The organism is Cupriavidus sp. Met-2 (genome assembly GCF_049843575.1).
GTDB lineage: Bacteria > Pseudomonadota > Gammaproteobacteria > Burkholderiales > Burkholderiaceae > Cupriavidus > Cupriavidus metallidurans.
The window spans coordinates 17,772-35,657 of the sequence record NZ_JBBHZL010000020.1; the positions used below are offsets into that span (position 1 = coordinate 17,772).

At 64.5% G+C, this 17,886-nt stretch carries 14 protein-coding genes; 11 read left to right on the top strand and 3 right to left on the bottom strand.

From position 1 onward, the window contains the following. The first annotated feature begins 2 nt into the window (after positions 1 to 2). The 3 genes from WD006_RS27850 (at position 3) to WD006_RS27860 (ending at position 3,838) form a co-directional block, all read left to right on the top strand. The gene (locus tag WD006_RS27850; protein ID WP_011519026.1) at positions 3 to 1,730 is read left to right on the top strand and encodes an ABC transporter substrate-binding protein; all 1,728 of its coding nucleotides are present in this window, start codon (positions 3 to 5) and stop codon (positions 1,728 to 1,730) included. 40 nt (positions 1,731 to 1,770) lie between these two features. Next, the gene (locus WD006_RS27855) at positions 1,771 to 2,748 is read left to right on the top strand and encodes an ABC transporter ATP-binding protein (protein ID WP_008648527.1); all 978 of its coding nucleotides are present in this window, start codon (positions 1,771 to 1,773) and stop codon (positions 2,746 to 2,748) included. Between the two features lie 112 nt (positions 2,749 to 2,860). Further along, complete coding sequence (locus WD006_RS27860; RefSeq protein ID WP_029309608.1) at positions 2,861 to 3,838, top strand: ABC transporter ATP-binding protein; 978 nt, start codon at positions 2,861 to 2,863, stop codon at positions 3,836 to 3,838. A gap of 47 nt (positions 3,839 to 3,885) precedes the next feature. Here the strand turns inward: WD006_RS27860 and WD006_RS27865 are convergent, their stop codons facing one another. Further along, complete coding sequence (locus WD006_RS27865; RefSeq protein WP_029309607.1) at positions 3,886 to 5,118, bottom strand: TetR/AcrR family transcriptional regulator; 1,233 nt, start codon at positions 5,116 to 5,118, stop codon at positions 3,886 to 3,888. A gap of 324 nt (positions 5,119 to 5,442) precedes the next feature. Between WD006_RS27865 and WD006_RS27870 the strand changes: the two genes are divergently transcribed. The 3 genes from WD006_RS27870 (at position 5,443) to WD006_RS27880 (ending at position 9,088) form a co-directional block, all read left to right on the top strand. Next, on the top strand, positions 5,443 to 7,533 hold the full coding sequence (locus tag WD006_RS27870) for a 3-hydroxyacyl-CoA dehydrogenase NAD-binding domain-containing protein (RefSeq protein ID WP_011519029.1): 2,091 nt from the start codon (positions 5,443 to 5,445) through the stop codon (positions 7,531 to 7,533). Between the two features lie 185 nt (positions 7,534 to 7,718). Then, complete coding sequence (locus WD006_RS27875) at positions 7,719 to 8,633, top strand: amino acid ABC transporter substrate-binding protein (RefSeq protein WP_011519030.1); 915 nt, start codon at positions 7,719 to 7,721, stop codon at positions 8,631 to 8,633. Between the two features lie 155 nt (positions 8,634 to 8,788). Further along, a complete protein-coding gene (locus tag WD006_RS27880; RefSeq protein WP_029309606.1) occupies positions 8,789 to 9,088 on the top strand; it encodes a hypothetical protein in 300 nt (99 codons plus the stop codon). A 151-nt stretch (positions 9,089 to 9,239) separates the two neighbouring features. Here the strand turns inward: WD006_RS27880 and ilvD are convergent, their stop codons facing one another. Beyond that, complete coding sequence (gene ilvD, locus WD006_RS27885; protein WP_024570759.1) at positions 9,240 to 11,102, bottom strand: dihydroxy-acid dehydratase; 1,863 nt, start codon at positions 11,100 to 11,102, stop codon at positions 9,240 to 9,242. Between the two features lie 331 nt (positions 11,103 to 11,433). After that, entirely contained in the window at positions 11,434 to 12,294 is an 861-nt protein-coding gene (locus tag WD006_RS27890; RefSeq protein WP_029309605.1) for a hypothetical protein, read from the bottom strand. A gap of 347 nt (positions 12,295 to 12,641) precedes the next feature. Here WD006_RS27890 and WD006_RS27895 point away from each other — a divergent pair, with 347 nt between their 5' ends. From WD006_RS27895 to WD006_RS27915, 5 genes are read left to right on the top strand one after another with little or no spacing between them, the layout of a single operon-like run. Beyond that, positions 12,642 to 14,384, top strand: coding sequence for a glycosyltransferase family 39 protein (locus WD006_RS27895; protein ID WP_375198988.1), 1,743 nt, complete (start codon positions 12,642 to 12,644; stop codon positions 14,382 to 14,384). Then, complete coding sequence (locus WD006_RS27900; RefSeq protein WP_008648542.1) at positions 14,381 to 14,752, top strand: DMT family transporter; 372 nt, start codon at positions 14,381 to 14,383, stop codon at positions 14,750 to 14,752. Before WD006_RS27895 ends, WD006_RS27900 begins: the two co-directional genes overlap by 4 nt. 5 nt (positions 14,753 to 14,757) lie before the next feature. Next, the gene (locus WD006_RS27905; protein ID WP_008648543.1) at positions 14,758 to 15,933 is read left to right on the top strand and encodes a DegT/DnrJ/EryC1/StrS family aminotransferase; all 1,176 of its coding nucleotides are present in this window, start codon (positions 14,758 to 14,760) and stop codon (positions 15,931 to 15,933) included. Next, positions 15,912 to 16,913, top strand: coding sequence for a glycosyltransferase (locus WD006_RS27910; RefSeq protein WP_011519033.1), 1,002 nt, complete (start codon positions 15,912 to 15,914; stop codon positions 16,911 to 16,913). Before WD006_RS27905 ends, WD006_RS27910 begins: the two co-directional genes overlap by 22 nt. After that, positions 16,901 to 17,827, top strand: a complete 927-nt coding sequence (locus WD006_RS27915; protein ID WP_029309603.1) for a formyltransferase — start codon at positions 16,901 to 16,903, stop codon at positions 17,825 to 17,827. Before WD006_RS27910 ends, WD006_RS27915 begins: the two co-directional genes overlap by 13 nt. Positions 17,828 to 17,886 lie beyond the last annotated feature (59 nt).

The following is a 17,886-nucleotide window of genomic DNA, read 5'->3' on the forward strand; positions in this document are numbered from 1 at the left end:
AGATGGTGCCCATTATCAAGGCGAATGTCGGCAGGACGAACTGGCCACTGATGGCGGCGAAAGCCGTGGCGGCTGCAGCGGCGGCATTGGCCTGCGGCATCGCGGCCGCGCAGGCGGATGCGCCAAAGTACGGTGGCACGCTTGAGGTCGGATCGGTCTACCCCACCATCTCGGCGTTGTCCTGGGATCTGGCGGACTGGAACTGGAAGCAGAACTACGACACCGGTCAGGTCTATGAACAACTGTTTGCCGCGGATCTCTCAAAGTCGCGCCGCAACGGCGGAAAGTACGCCTTCCAGGCCGATGCCTGGCTGCCGCCGGACGCGATCCGGGGCGAGCTGGCCGAAAGCTGGAAGTGGATCGACCCGCTGACGCTCGAGGTCAAACTGCGCAAAAACGTCCGCTTCCCCGCGAAGCCGGGCGTAATGGAAGAACGGGAGCTGACGTCGGAAGATGTGCTGTTCAGCTACGGCCGCATGAACGCAAGCGCCAAGAAGATCCCCAGCTACTACGACTACCTGACCAAGGTCGAAGCACCGGACAAGTACACGGTCATCTTCCGCTTCAAGGAATTCAATGCCGAGTGGGACTATCGCTTCGGCTGGGGCTACTACTCCGGCATCATGCCCAAGGAGGTAGCCACCGCCGGGGCCGCGAACTGGAAGAACGTCACCGGCACCGGCCCGTTCACGCTGAACCAGTTCACGCAGGGCAACTCCACCACCTATGTAAAGAACGCGCAGTACTGGGACACGGACAAAATCGGCGGCAAGGACTACAAGTTGCCGTTCGTCGACAAGATGGTGCTGCGCACCGTCAAGGATGAGGCCACGCGCAACACCATGCTGCGCACCGGCAAGCTCGATGTGCTGGAACTGGTGCGCTGGACTGCCGTGGACGAGCTCAAGAAGAGCGCACCGCAACTCAAATGGTCGAAGTGGCTCTCGTACACCGGCCAGTACCTGGCGCTGCGCGTCGATACCAAGCCGTTCAACGACATCCGCGTGCGCCGCGCTCTCAATATGGCGGTCAACAAGCAGGAGATCGTCAAGCAGTACTACGGCGGCAACGCGGAGCTTTTCGCCTACCCGCAGCATCCCGACTACGGTGGCTACTTCGAGCCGCTGAGCACGATGCCGGATTCGGTGAAGGAGCTGTTCACCTACAACCCCGAGAAGGCGAAGAAGCTGCTGGCGGAGGCCGGCTATCCGAAGGGCTTCAAGTTCAAGGTTCAGGTATGCGCCTGCAACCAGGACCACATGGAGATGCTGCCGCTGATCGGCGCTTACCTGGAACAGGTCGGCGTGAAGATCGAGATCCAGCCGATGGAGTACGGCGCGTACCTGTCCGCGATGACCACGAAGACCAATGCGCCTGGCTACATGATGGCGAATGGCCATACGAATCCGACCACCACGTTGCGCAAGAGCTTCGTGGCCGGACAGGTGTGGAACGCCTCGCAATGGAATGATCCGGCCTTCACGGCCCGCGTCGACCAGGCCTTCCAGATCCGCGACGAAGGCAAGCGCCAGGAGGCGATCCGCGCCATGACCCGCGACATCGTCGCGCAAGCGCCGTACATCTGGCTGCCGACGCCCTACGTATTCACCGCCTGGTGGCCGTGGGTCAAGAACTACGACGGCGAACTGCGCGCTGGCGCCGTGCGTAGCGGCCCGATCTACGCGCGCGCATGGATCGATCAGGAGATGAAGAAGAAGCTTGGCTTCTGATCCGCCGCAAACCCGCCCCTCCAACCACCTGAGCGTAACCATGACAGAGCCCATTCTGCAGGTGAGAGACCTGACCACGCGCTTTCGTACCGACCGGGGCGTGGTCACCGCCGTGGACCGGGTCTCCTTCGACGTGAACGCGGGAGAGACGCTCGCGATCGTCGGAGAATCGGGATCGGGCAAGAGCGTGACCGCGTTGTCGATTCTCGGCCTGATTCCGCAACCGCCGGGCGAGATCGCGTCCGGTGAGATCCGGTTCGAAGGCAAGGATCTGCTCCGTCTCAAGCCCGCCGAGATGCGCGCCATCCGGGGGAACCGGATTGCGATGATCTTTCAGGAGCCGATGTCGTCGATGAATCCGGCGCTCACTGTTGGCAAGCAGATCGCGGAGCCAATTCGCATCCACGAGCACCGCCCCTGGCGCGACGCCTACGACGAGGCCGTCGCGCTACTGGCCCAGGTGCAGATCCCCGAGCCGCGCAGCCGCGTGCAGGCGTATCCGCACCAATTCTCGGGCGGGATGCGGCAGCGCGCGATGATCGCGATGGCGTTGGCCTGCAAGCCGAAGCTGATCATCGCCGACGAGCCGACTACCGCGCTCGACGTCACTGTGCAGGCGCAGATCCTGGACCTGCTGAAGACGCTCGCGCAAAAGTCCGGTACGGCGCTGATCCTGATCACGCATGACCTGGGTGTGGTGGCGCGATACGCGGACCGCGTCGCGGTGATGTACGGCGGCCGCCTGGTGGAGATGGCCTCGGCGGAAGCGCTTTACCGCCACCCAGCCCACCCATACACGCGCGGGTTGATCGCCTGTGTGCCCCGTCTGGATGGCGACACCAGCCAGCCGCTGGTGCCGATCGACGGCCAGCCACCAGATCTGACCGCGCTCGGGCAGGGCTGCGCGTTCCGGCCGCGCTGCAAGCTGGCCAACGAGACATGCGATCAGGCGCCGCCCCCGCTGCGCGAGATCTCCCATCAACACCTCAACGCCTGCTTCCTCCATGACGCATACTGAAACACCGCTTGCGGCGTGCCCCTCGCAGAGCGTCGCGCCCCCAAGCCGCCCCGGCAGCGCATGTCCAGACCCTGCTGTCACCGCGGCTTCGCCGTCCCCGGTCGCTTCAGCCGTGGATCCGATTCTTCGCGTCGAAAACCTGAAGGTGCACTTTCCGGTTACGCAAGGCGTGCTGTTCAAACGCCAGGTTGGCACCGTGAAGGCCGTCGACGGCGTCTCGCTCACGCTCAATCGCGGCGAGACGCTGGGGCTGGTCGGCGAAAGCGGCTGCGGCAAATCCACCACCGGTCTGGCCATCATGAAGATGCTGCCAGCCAGTGACGGCCGCATCCTGTTCGATGGCGAGGACCTGGCTGGCTTCAAGGGTCAGCGGCAGAAGCAGTTCCGGCGCTCCGTGCAGATGGTCTATCAGGACCCGTTCGCATCGCTGAATCCGCGCATGAAGGTCCGTGACCTGATTGCGGAACCGCTCGAGGTACACGGCATGGCCGGCGACCGGCAAGCCGTGCAGACGCGCGTGAGCGAGTTGCTGGACATGGTGGGCCTGCTGCCCTATATGGCGGACCGCTACCCGCACGAGTTCTCCGGCGGCCAGCGTCAGCGCATTGGCATCGCACGCGCGTTGGCGCTGGAGCCGAGCCTGATTGTCTGCGACGAGCCCGTGTCGGCCCTGGACGTCTCGATCCAAGCGCAGGTGGTCAACGTGTTCATGGAGTTGCAGCGCACGCTCGGCCTGTCCTATCTGTTCATCGCGCACGACCTGGCGGTGGTACGGCATATCAGCGATCGCGTTGCCGTGATGTACCTCGGCCGCATCGTGGAGATCGCCACGCGCCGTCAGCTCTACGCCTCTCCGCTGCATCCCTACACCCGGGCGCTGTTGTCGGCCGTGCCGGTCGCCGATGTGGAGACCGAGCGACGGCGCCAGCGAATCGTACTGAAAGGCGAAGTGCCGAGCCCGATGAATCCGCCCTCAGGCTGCCGCTTCCACACGCGCTGCCCGATGGCAATGCCGCAATGCCACAACGACGACCCGCCGTTGCGCGACCGAGGTGACGGGCAGATGGTTGCCTGTCACCTGGCCGAGTGAGTGGGTGGTGGGTGGGCTGTCGGGTGATTGGCCCGCATGGCCGGACTTCAACGCAACAACCCCACCATCATCGGACGCACGAACAGGTCGGCGGCATTGTCGGCGTCGGCATCGCGCACCCAGCGGCGGAGTTCCACGGCCGCATTGATCATGCCATGCACTTGCAGCGCCGCAATCGCCTGGTCCAGTGGGCGCACCGAGCCGTCCTGCATTCCCTGCACCAGGAGGCGGACGAAGCGGGTAGACAGCCGCGCCATGTCACGCATCTTCGCGATCCGCATCTCCTCGGGCAAGGCGCCATAGATCGTCAGCCGCAGCAGCGGTCCCTGGCTGGAGAACTGGTAATGCACCAGCGCGCGCGATACCGCGCAGAGCTTGTCCCACCCCGTGCCGGGCAGGTCGTCGACCAGCGTCTGGGTGTCCCGGATCACCGTGGACATGCGGTCGAAACACGCCGAAATCAGGTCGTCCTTGTTCTCGTTATGGTGATAGAACGCGCCCTTGGTCAGGTTCAGCCTTGCGGAGATCCGGTCCGCAGACGCCCCACGGTATCCCTGCTCGTTCAGCAGTTCCGTGGCGGCTCGCAGGAAGGCCTGCTGCGTCGTCTCCGGCTGCGCAAGCGCCGGGAGCAGCGCCGTCACGTCGCACTCCGCCTGCCACGCCGACTTTGGCCCCGCGATGCCATTCAGGACGATGTCCGCCAGCGTTTGCGCGATCTTTGGATAGTCATCGGTTTCATATCGATCGATCCAGCCGGCAGCTCCGCTGGTCAGCGACCACAGCAGGTGCGCGCGGGCACCCAGCGCGCTGCGCTGAGTGGGATCACTGGGCAAGGCGTCGCACAGCAACCCACGGACGCGCCGGAACATGTCGTTAAAGGCGGCGAAGGCGACCTCCACATGGCTCTCGGGCAAGGCGCGAATCTCGCGCAGGCTCATCAGTTCGGGCTTCTCGCCCACTGCGGTCCGCGCCAGCCGTGCCACGAACAGCGTGATGAAGGCCCGGGCGCGTTCGCTGGGGCTATCCGCTTGCGCTGCCCTATCGACGAGACCGCTCGTCTCCGCGATGGCGCGCATCAGGCAGGCCAGGACCAGATCCTCTTTTTTTCGGTAGTAGTACGTGACGCTGTTGGTGCTGAGCCCCACCTGTTGCCCGACGTCGGCCAGGGTCGTGCCGCGCACCCCCTTGCGGTTGAACAGTGCCGCAGCAGTATCGAGAATGACTTCGCGCTTTTCAACGTAACGGCGGGTCTGCCGAGCTTCCGATTGGTCCGTGAGCATAAGCGGTTGGGCACGCAGGGGGCGCGGGCCTGCAGGTTGGGTGCTGCGGATTATATGTGAGTGACTCGTGGGCGAAGAGCGGTTCCGCGCCGGTCGAGGATCGGCACATACTTTCCGGTTATCGAACACATGGTATGTACGCTCTTGATTGATAGCATTAAGTTTTCTGATACGCGATGTATTTTTAGAAATCGTGGTTTGCAGGAAGCCAGTGGTGCTGCTACGCTTGCCGAGCCACATCCGCCCCCGGCGTCAAGGCGTCGCCCGCATCGCGCGCCGCCTTGCCCCACACCCATCACGACCTCCCGTGCAGAGAGACTTCTCATGAGCGACATTGTCAACTACGAACTTCGCGGCCCGGTTGCCGTGCTTTCGATGAACAAGGGGCCGGTCAACGGTCTTGGCGCGGCACTGCGCACGGCCATCGCCGATGCGGTGGATCGGGCCAACGCGGACCCGGCCGTGCAGGCCATCGTGCTGACCGGTACGCCCCGCGCATTCTCAGCCGGTGCCGACATCACCGAGTTCGGAACGCCCAACGCCTCGCGCGAGCCCAATCTGCGCGTCGTGATCGACCAGATCGAGGGCGGCGCCAAGCCGGTGGTTGCCGCGATCGCCGGGCAGTGCCTGGGCGGTGGACTGGAACTGGCGTTGGGTTGCCACTTTCGCGTTGCGCTGCCGGACGCCCAGTTGGGCTTTCCGGAAGTCAAGATTGGCCTGCTGCCCGGTGGCGGCGGCACGCAGCGCATGCCGCGCCTGATCGGCCTGGAGCCGGCCGTCAACATGGTGACCCTCGGCAACCCGGCTCCCGCCAAGAGTTTCGCGGGCACGCCGCTGATCGACCGTGTGGCCGATGGCGACGTGGTTGCCGCCGCGGTGGCATTCGCCCAGGAGCTCATCGCAGCGAAGACGCCACCGCGCCGCACCCGCGCACTGAGCGTCAGCCACCCGCAAGGCGAGTCTTTCCTGCAGTTCGCCCGCAACAGCGTGGCGCAACAAGCCAAGGGACAGATCGCACCGATGAAGGCGCTGGAAGCCGTGGCCGCATCGTTGACCAAGTCTTTCGACGAAGGAATGCGCGTGGAGCGCGAAGGCTTCATGAGCCTGATGGCCTCGCCGGAGTCGCGCGCGCTGCGCCATATCTTCAAGGCGGAGCATGCTGCGTCGAAGATCGCCGATCTGCCGGCCGGCACGCCGCTGCGCGAGATCAGGAAGGTTGGCGTGATCGGTGCCGGCACCATGGGCGGCGGCATCACGATGAACTTCCTTAACGCCGGGATTCCCGTCGTACTGCTGGAGATGAAGCAGGAAGCGCTGGACAAGGGGCTGGCAACCATCCGCCGCAACTACGAAAACTCGATGAAAAAGGGCAAGCTCAAGCCCGAGCAGGTCGAGCAGCGCATGGGGCTGATCACCGGCACGCTGAGCTATGCAGACCTGTCCGATGTGGACCTGGTCATCGAGGCCGTGTTCGAGAACATGGACGTCAAGAAGACCGTGTTCGAAACGCTGGACAAGACATGCAAGGCCGGCGCCATCCTGGCGTCGAACACGTCGTACCTGAATCTCGACCGCATCGCTTCGTTCACCAAGCGGCCGACCGACGTGATCGGCCTGCACTTCTTCAGCCCGGCCAACGTGATGCGCCTGCTGGAAATCGTGCGCGGCGCGCAGACCGCGCCCGACGTGCTGGCCACCTGCATGGCGCTGGCGAAGAAGATCAAGAAGATCGCCGTGGTCTCCGGCGTGTGCGACGGCTTTATCGGCAATCGCATGCTGGCGCGCTACGGAGCCGCCGCCGGCGCGTTGATCAACGCCGGCGCGCTACCGCAGCAGATCGACGGGGCGCTGCAAAAATTCGGCATGGCCATGGGCCCATACCGCATGGGCGATCTGGCGGGCCTGGACATCGGCTATGCCACGCGCAAGCGCAAGGCTGCCGAGGCCGGCGTACCGCTTCGTCCGTCGGTGGCCGACAAGCTGGCCGAGGCCGGCCGCTTGGGCCAGAAGACCGGCGCCGGCTGGTATCGCTATGAAGCCGGCAATCGCGACCCGATCCCGGACCCGGCCACTGAAGCCCTGATCGCCGAATTCCGCAGCGCCCAGGGCATCACGCCGCGCGCTATCAGCGATGAAGAGGTAGTGGAGCGCTGTATCTTCGCCCTCGTCAACGAAGGCGCACGCATTCTGGAGGAAGGCATCGCCGCACGTGCCTCCGATCTGGACGTGGTCTATCTCAACGGCTACGGCTTCCCCCGACTGCGCGGCGGCCCGATGCTGTACGCCGACATGGTGGGCCTGCCCAACGTCGTGCGGAGCCTGCGCCGCTTCGCCGCCGAACCGGGCGCCGACCCGGCCTGGCAGCCTGCGCCGCTGCTGGTGCGCCTGGCCGAAGCGGGCAAGAGCTTCGATTGATCCTGCCGATTTGGGTCGGTCCTGCCGATCCGGTCGATCCGGCGCGACAGGCAGCGTTGAGTGCCGAAGCGGGGGGGCAACGCCCTTTCCGCTTCGGCGCCCGGCATTAGCTTATGAAAAAGAAATTCTTCTAACGGGAACGGCCCGGGTATACCCTCGCACTCTTTCATTGCCTGACCCCGAACATGCCGTCGATTGTGTCTGTTTCGTCTCTTCAACGCCTGCTGGCAGGTATCGCCCTGGCTGCCGCGCTGGTGCCGGCCGCCCACGCCCAGAATCCCCAGAGCCCGGTCCTTGATCGCATTCGCGACAGCGGAACGATCACGCTTGGCTACCGCGAATCCGCCCTGCCGTTCTCGTTCGGCGACGACAAGGGACAGCCGGCCGGCTATGCCGTCGACCTCTGCCTGCGCGTGGCAGAAGCCGCCAAGGAGAAGCTCGGGCTCAAGACCATCAAGGTGCGCTGGCTGCCGCTGACGCCGCAGAACCGGGTTCCGGCCGTGGTCAACGGCCTGGTCGATCTCGACTGCGCACCGAATACCAATACGCTGGAGCGCCAGAAGCAGGTAGCGTTCAGCGTGTCGCACTATGTGTCGACCGTCCGCATGCTCGTGCGCGCCGACTCGGGTATCAAGTCGTTCGATGACCTGCGTGGCAAGACCGTGGTGACCAGCGCCGGCTCCACCGGTGACCGCCATGTGCGCCGCCTGAAGGCCGAGTACGGCTACCGCGATGTCTACGCGAAGGACCACGGCGAATCGTTCCTGCTGCTGGAGACCGGCCGCGCGCAAGCGTTCGTCATGGATGACGTGCTGCTGGCCGGCCTGCGCGCGAAGTCCAAGGATCCGTCGCAGTATGTGATCGTCGGCCCGGCGCTGTCGGTCGAACAGAACGCGTTGATGCTGTCGAAAGCCGATCCGGAATGGAAGCGTCTGGTCGACCAGACGCTGGCCAAGACCTTCACCAGCCCGGACGTCGCGGCCATGCAGAAGCGCTGGTTCCAGCAGCCGATCGGCACGCGCGGCACCAATCTGGCGCTGGCCCCGTCGACGGAAGTCCTGCAGGCGTGGAAGCACCCCTCCGACGTTGTGACGGAATAAGCGCATTCCGGGGGGCTCCCCCCGGAAAACCCCTGAGTTGACGGCCCAACCGGCCTTGGACACACTGGCTTGAGCGCGTCTTTACCTCCCGGTAACCCGTGCATCAAGCGAAATAACGCGAACCGCCGGAAAGCGGCATCACTCAGGAGAATTCCATGAACAAGCTTATCGCCACCGCTATCGCGCTGGGTCTGGCCACTGCCTCCGTGGCTGCCGTCGCGCAAGACAAGAAGCAGTTCGACCCGTACTCGCAAGGCGCGAAGGCCGGGCAGAAGTTCGATACCTATAGCGAGGGCGCCAAGTCAGGGGACAAGTTCGACCCGTATTCGCAGGGCGCGAACAAGAGCACGCGTGCCGACCTGACCGATCAGTCGACCCAGTCGACCGACACGACCAAGAAGTCGAGCAAGAGCAGCAAGAAGTCGACCAAGAAGCCGACAGCCTCGAACAACTGAGCACCCCGCGCACGGGGCCGAATCGGGTCCGTGCAAGTAAAAAGCCTCGCAGATGCGAGGCTTTTTTTGTGCCATTCGGCGACCGTTCAGCGACCATTCAGCGGCGCACGGCGAAGCGGGACGAAACGACCTGCTTCGCGCCGCGCGCGCCTTACTTGCGCTTGAGCTGGGAGATATCGCGCACTGCGCCGCGATCCGCCGAAGTAGCGAGCGCAGCGTACGCCTGCAATGCCTGGGACACTACGCGCACACGATCCACCGGCTCCCACGCCTTGTCACCGCGTGCCTCCATGGCTTCGCGACGGCGCGCCAGGATTTCGTCCGACACCGCCAGGTGCATCTTGCGCTGCGGAATGTCGATCTCGATGAGATCGCCGTCCTCCACCAGGCCGATCGTGCCGCCTTCGGCGGCTTCCGGCGAGGCATGTCCGATGACCAGCCCGGACGACCCACCGGAGAACCGACCGTCGGTAAACAGCGCACAGGTCTTGCCCAGGCCCTTCGACTTCAGGTACGACGTGGGATAGAGCATTTCCTGCATGCCCGGGCCACCCTTGGGACCTTCGTAACGAATCACGACAACGTCACCAGCCACGACCTTGTCGCCCAGAATGGCGTCGACGGCTTCGTCCTGGCTTTCGAAGACACGGGCGCGCCCGGAGAAGACCCATTGCGATTCGTCCACGCCAGCGGTCTTGACGATGCAGCCCTTCTCCGCGAGGTTGCCGTAGAGCACGGCGAGACCGCCGTCCTTCGAATACGCGTTCTGCTTGTTCCGGATGCAGCCGGTCTTTCGGTCGGTATCCAGTGACTCGAAGGTGGCCGCCTGGCTGAACGCGACGGTCGTCGGAATGCCGCCCGGCGCAGCGCGGAAGAACTTCTGCGCGTCCTCGCCCGCACCACCGACAACATCCCACTGGGAAATGGCATTGCCAAGCGTGCCGCTATGCACGTTGCCGCACGACAGATCCAGCAACTCGGCACGCGCCAGCTCGCCGAGAATGCCAAGGATGCCGCCCGCGCGATGCACGTCTTCGATGTGGTACTTGTCGGTGGCCGGTGCGGCCTTGCACAGGCACGGCACCTTCCGCGAGATTCGATCGATGTCGGACATCGTGAAATCGACACCGGCTTCCTGGGCTGCCGCCAGCAGGTGCAGCACGGTATTGGTCGAACCGCCCATGGCCACGTCCAGTGCCATGGCATTCTCGAATGCCGACTTGGTGGCGATGTTGCGCGGCAGGACCGATGCGTCCTCTTCCTGGTAGTAGCGGCGGCACAGGTCCACGACCAGGCGGCCCGCCTGTTCGAACAGGCCCTTGCGCCATGCGTGCGTGGCAACGATCGTGCCGTTGCCCGGCAACGCCAGGCCAATCGCCTCGGTCAGGCAATTCATCGAGTTCGCCGTGAACATCCCCGAGCAGGAACCGCATGTCGGGCAGGCGCTGCGCTCCACTTCGGCCACTTCAGCGTCGCTGACCTTCGGGTCCGCGGCCTTGATCATGGCGTCGATCAGGTCGATCTTTGCGATCACCTGGCCGTCCGTTGGGGACTTGACCTTGCCGGCCTCCATCGGGCCGCCGGAGACGAACACCACGGGAATGTTCAGCCGCATCGCGGCCATCAGCATGCCCGGGGTGATCTTGTCGCAATTGGAAATACAGACCATGGCGTCGGCGCAATGCGCGTTGACCATGTATTCCACCGAGTCGGCGATCAGCTCGCGCGAGGGCAGCGAATAGAGCATGCCGCCGTGGCCCATGGCGATCCCATCGTCCACCGCGATCGTGTTGAATTCCTTGGCCACGCCGCCGGCCGCTTCGATCTCCTTCGCAACCAGCGCGCCGAGGTCGCGCAAATGGACATGGCCCGGCACGAACTGGGTAAACGAGTTCACCACGGCGATGATGGGCTTGCCGAAATCGCCATCCTTCATCCCGGTGGCGCGCCACAAGGCGCGAGCACCCGCCATGTTCCGGCCGTGCGTCGAAGTTCGTGATCGGTACTCAGGCATCTCTTTCCTCGGATCTTGCAGTTGTGGGGTTGTAATTGGACACAGGCCAGCCAGGGCGCCGGTATGCGGCGGCCGGGCAAGCCATGGCCGCCAGCCGCACATTTGCGCATGGCGGAAAGGCGAAATAATGCGGGAGCACCGGTGAGACGTCCAATATATTTTTTCGCCACAACAAGGTCGAAAAAAATATCAATGGACGAGCGTCCAGACAGACCGGACTTGGGTGGCAGGCAGATAAGACGTCGCCGCCATCAAGGATGGCGGGCATTGCCAGTGCAATCAGTCAGTGGTCACGGAAGCGCCCGCGACCGTTTCAATGACCGTGTCGATGTCAATGGGAGTCCTCATCCCCGGTCAGCTCCAGCGCCGTGACATTGACCTTCTGCACCTTGTTGTTCTGGCGGATCTCCGTGCGTAGCACGAACGCCTCGGTCGGGCAGTACCAGTCAGTCACGTGCAGGACGCTCGGTTCGAGTTGCAGCAGTTCGTCGCCGATCATCAACGGCCCGAGCGACGTGCGCTTCTCATAGGTAATCGGCATGCATTCCTTGCGGCCGAGCACCGTGTCGATCATCTGTTTGCGGCCCACGTGGCGCGAGCCGACGATGATCGAGGCGTGCTGCGCCTGCATGGTGCCGACCATGTCGTCGGACCCAAGCGGGTAGATCTTGAGGTCGACGGCGGACTGGAAGGTCTCGCCTTCCAGCGTCGTGTTCTCGCGAATCGTCATGCCGGCGTAGTTGAAAACCCCGCTGCCTGTAAACGACGCCCCACCGAACATCCGGGCGTATCGGGCCTGGGCGTTGATCGTGGCATTCCGGCTGTCGATCCGGGTACGGGTGGAGTTTCGGTCGATATTGATCTCGTGGACCTGATCCATCACCACCGGCGGCCCCATGAGGGCGGAAAGCGCCGACTTCGATCTTACTTCGAGCTGGGCACTACAGCCCCGCGCGGTGCGCATGACGTCACGCAGCGTCATTGTGATGGACATCGGCATGGTGCCATCGCCTTCCATCTGGACGCGAGCGCCGGACCGGAACCAGGGCGCGTCGCAGAGCTGGGGACCGACGGGCGCCGCCTCGGCGGCGGATGCGCCATCGGTCACAGGCGCGGCCATCGGCTCGGCCGAATCCGCCAGTGCATTACCAAGCACTGCTAACAGCAAGATCGATAGCAAGGCCGATTTCATCGAGGTCACCCAGGTTCGAGCGTCGGCATCCTCCCGCGCAGCCGGCCGACGAGTCATGAGTATTGCGCGAAATGCCCTTGAAAGAAATGGCCGGACTCATGTCTGATACATGGCCGATCCGGCCGAAACCACGACCCCGGTGTGCTGTCGTGCTACCATTGCGCGCCCGTGCCCCTCGCGGCCGGGCCCAGGCGATGCCGGGCGCTCGGGAGCCCGATCGGTATTGCCGGTTCCTGGGGCTTATTCAAAGCCTGTTGTCCACCAAGTCGGGTCTTGTCGCGTTGTGGGGAGTTCGCCACACGCCGGCCGTCGTATCGCGTCCGGCTTCCGGCCATTTCAGGAGATTTATGCGTAGTTCCTCGCCCTCGCGTCACGACGGGCTGCCCCCGGGCATGATCGCCCCAGTGGTGCTGGTCGTCATCGCGGTATTGCTGGTCTGGTTCGGCACGCTCGATGCCCGCCACCTGCTACGCCCGGACGAGGGCCGATACGCAGAAATCTCGCGCGAAATGTTCGCCACGGGCGACTGGGTGACGATTCGCTATAACGCACTCAAGTACTTCGAGAAGCCCCCCTTCCATATGTGGGTGACGACGATCGGCTACGAGCTGTTCGGCGTCGGAGACTGGCAAGCCCGGCTCGCCGTGGCGCTGTCCGGCCTTGCTGGTCTCGTGGTCACCATGATGGCCGTAATCCGTTGGTATGGCGCGCGTGCCGGGCTGCTGGCCGGGCTGGCGTTGCTGGCCATGCCGATGTGGAGCGTCACCGGCCATTTCAATTCGCTGGACATGACCCTCTCGGGTGCGCTGGCGTGCGTGCTGGCCTTCATGCTGCTGGCCCAGCACCCCGATGCGTCGCCTGCGGCCCGCCGTGGCTGGATGCTGGCCTGCTGGGCGGCCATGGGGGTGGCGATCCTGACCAAGGGTCTGGTGGGCATCGCCCTGCCCGGCCTGGTGCTGGTGGTCTACACCCTCGTGACACGCAACCTTGCCCTGTGGGGCCGCCTGCACCTGGTGAGCGGCATCCTCGCCATGCTCGTGGTCACCGTGCCCTGGTTCTGGCTGATTTCCTCGCGCAACCCCGAGTTTCCGCATTTCTTCTTTATCCACGAGCACTGGGACCGCTATACCTCGACCGTGCATTCGCGCAAGGGATCGATCTGGTATTTCGTACCGCTGCTGCTGGCCGGGACGCTGCCCTGGCTGGGCCTGACCCCGCGCATGTGGACCGCGGTGAGCGAGCGCGCTGGCGCGGTGCGCGGCATGGGCGCCAAGCCGTTCCAGCCCGCCCTGCTGGCATTCATCTGGTTCGCGGCGATCTTCGTGTTCTTCAGCCTGTCCGGCTCGAAGCTGCCCGGCTATATCGTGCCGGTGTTCCCGGCGCTGGCCATCCTGGTCGCCGTGGCGCTGGAACAGATCAACGAACGGTCGTGGCTGCGGCAGATCAATGCGGTCACGGTGCTGTCGGTGGCCGGCATCATCGCTTCGCCGTTCGTCGCCACGCTCGGCAACGAGACCAACCCCAATGTCGTGTTCCGCGTCTTCGCCATCTACGTTGGTGTGGCGTTCGCCGTACTTCTGGTCGGAATGATGCTGGCGCGCCGCCTGCTGCGCGCCTATGGTCTGCTGCCAAGCATCACCGCCTTCTCGCTCGCCTTCTTCCTGACCTGCACCATTGCCCTCATGGGCCACGAAGTGATGGGGCGCCGGGCATCAGGCGTCGACCTGGTGCCGGCCATCAAGGCCGTGCTCAAGGACGACATGCCGCTCTATGGCGTGGGTGTTCTGGATCACACGCTGCCGTTCTACCTGGGCCACACGCTGGTCATGGTGGCGGCCCCGGACGAACTCGAATTCGGCACCCAGCAGGAGCCGGACAAGTGGATTCCCACCATGGACGGCTTCATCGCCAAGTGGCGTGACGGCCAGCCGGCCCTCGGCATCATGTCTCCGGACACCTACGATAGTCTGGCGGCCAACCACCTGCCGATGTACGTGGTGGCTCGCGACGTGCGCCGCGTGGTAGTCAGCAATTTCCCGCCGCCGGCCGCGCCGGCACCGTCGCCCAAGGACTCCAGAACCGCGCCATGACGCTATCGACCTTCGCCTTCATCTTTACCGGCGTGCTGCTCAACGCCTGCGCGCAGCTACTGCTCAAGGCCGGTGTCAACGCCGTGGGCGCGATCACGATCGATCGCGCCACGCTGTTCACCACGGCTTTCCGCGTGCTGACCCAATGGCCGGTCATCGGCGGCCTGACCCTGTACGTGGTAAGCGTGGCGGTATGGATTGTCGGCCTGTCCCGTGTGGACGTGTCGATTGCCTACCCGATGCTCTCGCTCGGCTACGTGGTCAACGCCCTGGCGGCGTGGTGGCTGTTCGGTGAGATGATTGGCCCCTTGCGCGTCGCCGGCATCCTGCTGATACTGGCTGGCGTTTTCCTGATTGCCCGCTCCTGACGATCATGACTGCTTCCGCTCCGCAGGATTTCCTGCCGTTCGTCCGCCCAAATATTGACGATGCCACCATTGCCGAAGTCGGCAAGGTGCTGGCATCCGGCTGGATCACGTCCGGACCCAAGGTGCAGGCGTTCGAGGCCACGCTGTCCGACCTGTTCGGCGGCCGCCCCGTGCGCACGTTCTCCAACGGCTCGGCAACGATGGAAATCGCGCTGCGCATCGCCGACATCGGCCCCGGCGACGAAGTCATCACCACCCCGATCACCTGGGTCGCCACGGCGAACGTGGTCCTGACGGTCGGCGCCCGTCCGGTCTTCGTCGATATCGATCCGCGCACGCGCAATATCGACCTGGATGCCGTAGAGGCCGCCATCACGCCGCGCACGCGAGCCATCATTCCGGTCTACCTGTCTGGACTGCCGGTCGATATGGACCGCCTCTACGCCATCGCGAAGCGCCACAACCTGCGAGTGATCGAAGATGCGGCGCAGGCCATCGACTCGCGCTGGCGCGGCCAGCGCATCGGCGCATTTGGCGATCTGGTCAGCTTCAGCTTCCAGGCCAACAAAAACATCACCACGATCGAGGGCGGCTGCCTCGTCATGAACTCGCCCGAGGAAGCGCAGCGCGCGGAGCGCCTGCGGCTGCAAGGCGTGATCCGCACCGGCATGGACGGCATGGACGTCGAGGAGCCGGGCGGCAAGTTCAACCTGACCGACGTCAACGCTGCCATTGGGCTGGCCCAGCTCCAGCATCTGGACGCGATCACCGCACGCCGCGCCGAACTGGCCGAGACCTATTTCCGCTGCGCCGCCAACGCCGGACTGGCCGATCTCGGTATCGAACTGCCGCTGCCGCGCGACCCGGACGTGGCTACCACCAACTGGCACATGTTCCAGGTGGTGCTGCCGACCGACCGCCTGCGTGGCGGCGCCGCGGAAGCGCGCAAGCACGTCATGGAGTCGATGCGCGAGTCAGGCATCGGCACTGGCGTGCATTACCCACCGGTTCACCTGTTTACTTACTTCCGCTCCCTGGGCTGGCGCGAAGGAATGCTGCCGCATGCCGAGCGCATTGGCCGCGGCATCGTCACGCTGCCGATGTTCCCCGCCATGCAGACAGCCGACGTGGAGCGGGTTTGCGCAACTCTAAGCGAAACATGCAAACGCCTCTCTCTCTAAGCTCCGTCGAGGTCTCGGTCGTCATCCCCGTCTACAACGAGGAGGGTGGCCTGCAGGCGCTGTTCGACCGCGTCTATCCGGCGCTGGACAGCCTGGGCGAATCCTACGAGGTCATCTTCGTCAATGACGGCAGCGTCGACCGCTCGCCGCAGATGCTGGCCGCGCAGTTCCACAAGCGCCCGGACGTGACCCGGGTCATCCTGTTCAACGGCAACTTTGGCCAGCACATGGCCATCCTGGCCGGCTTCGAGCACACGCGCGGACGCATCGTGATCACGCTCGACGCCGACCTGCAGAACCCGCCCGAGGAAATCCCCCGGCTGGTGGCCGAGATGCGCAAGGGCCATGACTACGTCGGCACGATTCGCCGCCAGCGTAACGACTCCGCGTTCCGCCGCTACGCGTCGCGCGCGATGAACCGCCTGCGCGAGAAGATCACGAAGATCAAGATGACGGACCAGGGCTGCATGTTGCGCGCCTACGATCGCAACGTCATCGACACGATCAATGCGTGCCGCGAAGTCAACACGTTCATTCCCGCGCTGGCCTACACGTTCTCGTCGAACCCGGTGGAGATCGAGGTTGGCCACGAGCAGCGCCACGCTGGCGAGTCAAAGTATTCGCTCTACCAACTGATCCGCCTGAACTTCGACTTGGTCACCGGCTTCTCGATCGTGCCGCTGCAATGGTTCTCGGCGATCGGCACGGTGCTGTCGATCTCTTCGGCCGGACTGTTCGTGATCCTGCTGATTCGCCGCTTCCTGCTCGGCTCTGAAGTCCAGGGTGTGTTCACGCTGTTCGCACTCAACTTCTTCCTGGTCGGCATCATGCTGTTCGGCATCGGCCTGCTGGGTGAGTACGTCGGCCGGATCTATCAGGAAGTGCGCGACCGCCCGCGCTACCGCATCCAGGCGGTGCTTGAGCGTGACCCGCGTGACCCGAAGACCGACAACGCAGCGGAGGCCTCGTGCGCGCAGTAGTCTTTGCCTACCATAACGTCGGTGACCGCTGCCTGCGCGTGCTGCACGCGCGCGGTGTGGACGTGGCGCTGGTCGTCACGCACCGCGACCGACCCGACGAGAACATCTGGTTCCGCCGCGTGGCCGACACGGCCGCTGAACTGAACCTGTCGTTCCTCTATGGCGAGGACCCGACCGACCCGGCATTGGCCGAAGCCGTTCGCGCCGCGAAGCCCGATGTCATCTTCTCGTTCTACTACCGGTCGATGATCCCGGCTGACCTGCTGGCCGTGGCACCGCAGGGCGCCTTCAACATGCATGGTTCGCTGCTGCCGAAGTATCGCGGTCGCGTGCCGGTGAACTGGGCCGTGCTGCGCGGCGAAGAAGAAACCGGCGCCACGCTGCACGCGATGGAAGCCAAGCCCGACGCTGGCTACATCGTCGACCAGACGTCGGTGCCAATCCTGCCGGACGACACGGCCGGCGAGGTCTTCGAGAAGGTCACCGTCGCCGCCGAGCAAACGCTGTGGCGCGCGCTGCCCGCCATGATGGCCGGCCAGACGCCCAAGCGTCCCAATGTGCTCTCCGAGGGCAGCTATTTCTCGGGACGCAAACCCGAGGACGGCCGTATCGATTTCAGCCAACCGGCAGCAGCGGTCTACAATTTGATCCGCGCGGTCGCGCCCCCCTATCCGGGCGCATTCACCGATATCGGCGGTCGTCGCTTCATCGTCGCCCAGGCACGCCGTCTGGAACCGTCGAGCGTGCCGGCGGGCCTGCAGCCTGGCCTGCATGTCGTGGATGGACGTATCGTGGCGGTCGGCGGCGACGGCGGAGCCATCCGCGTGACGCAGTTGCTCGAAGGTCCGAACGCCGACAACGCGAGCCCGGTATCTGTACAAGTATTCCAAAACATCATTACTGCGAAGTCCTAAGAGGAAAACCGATGAAAAAGGTCCTGATTCTTGGCGTCAATGGCTTCATCGGCCACCAT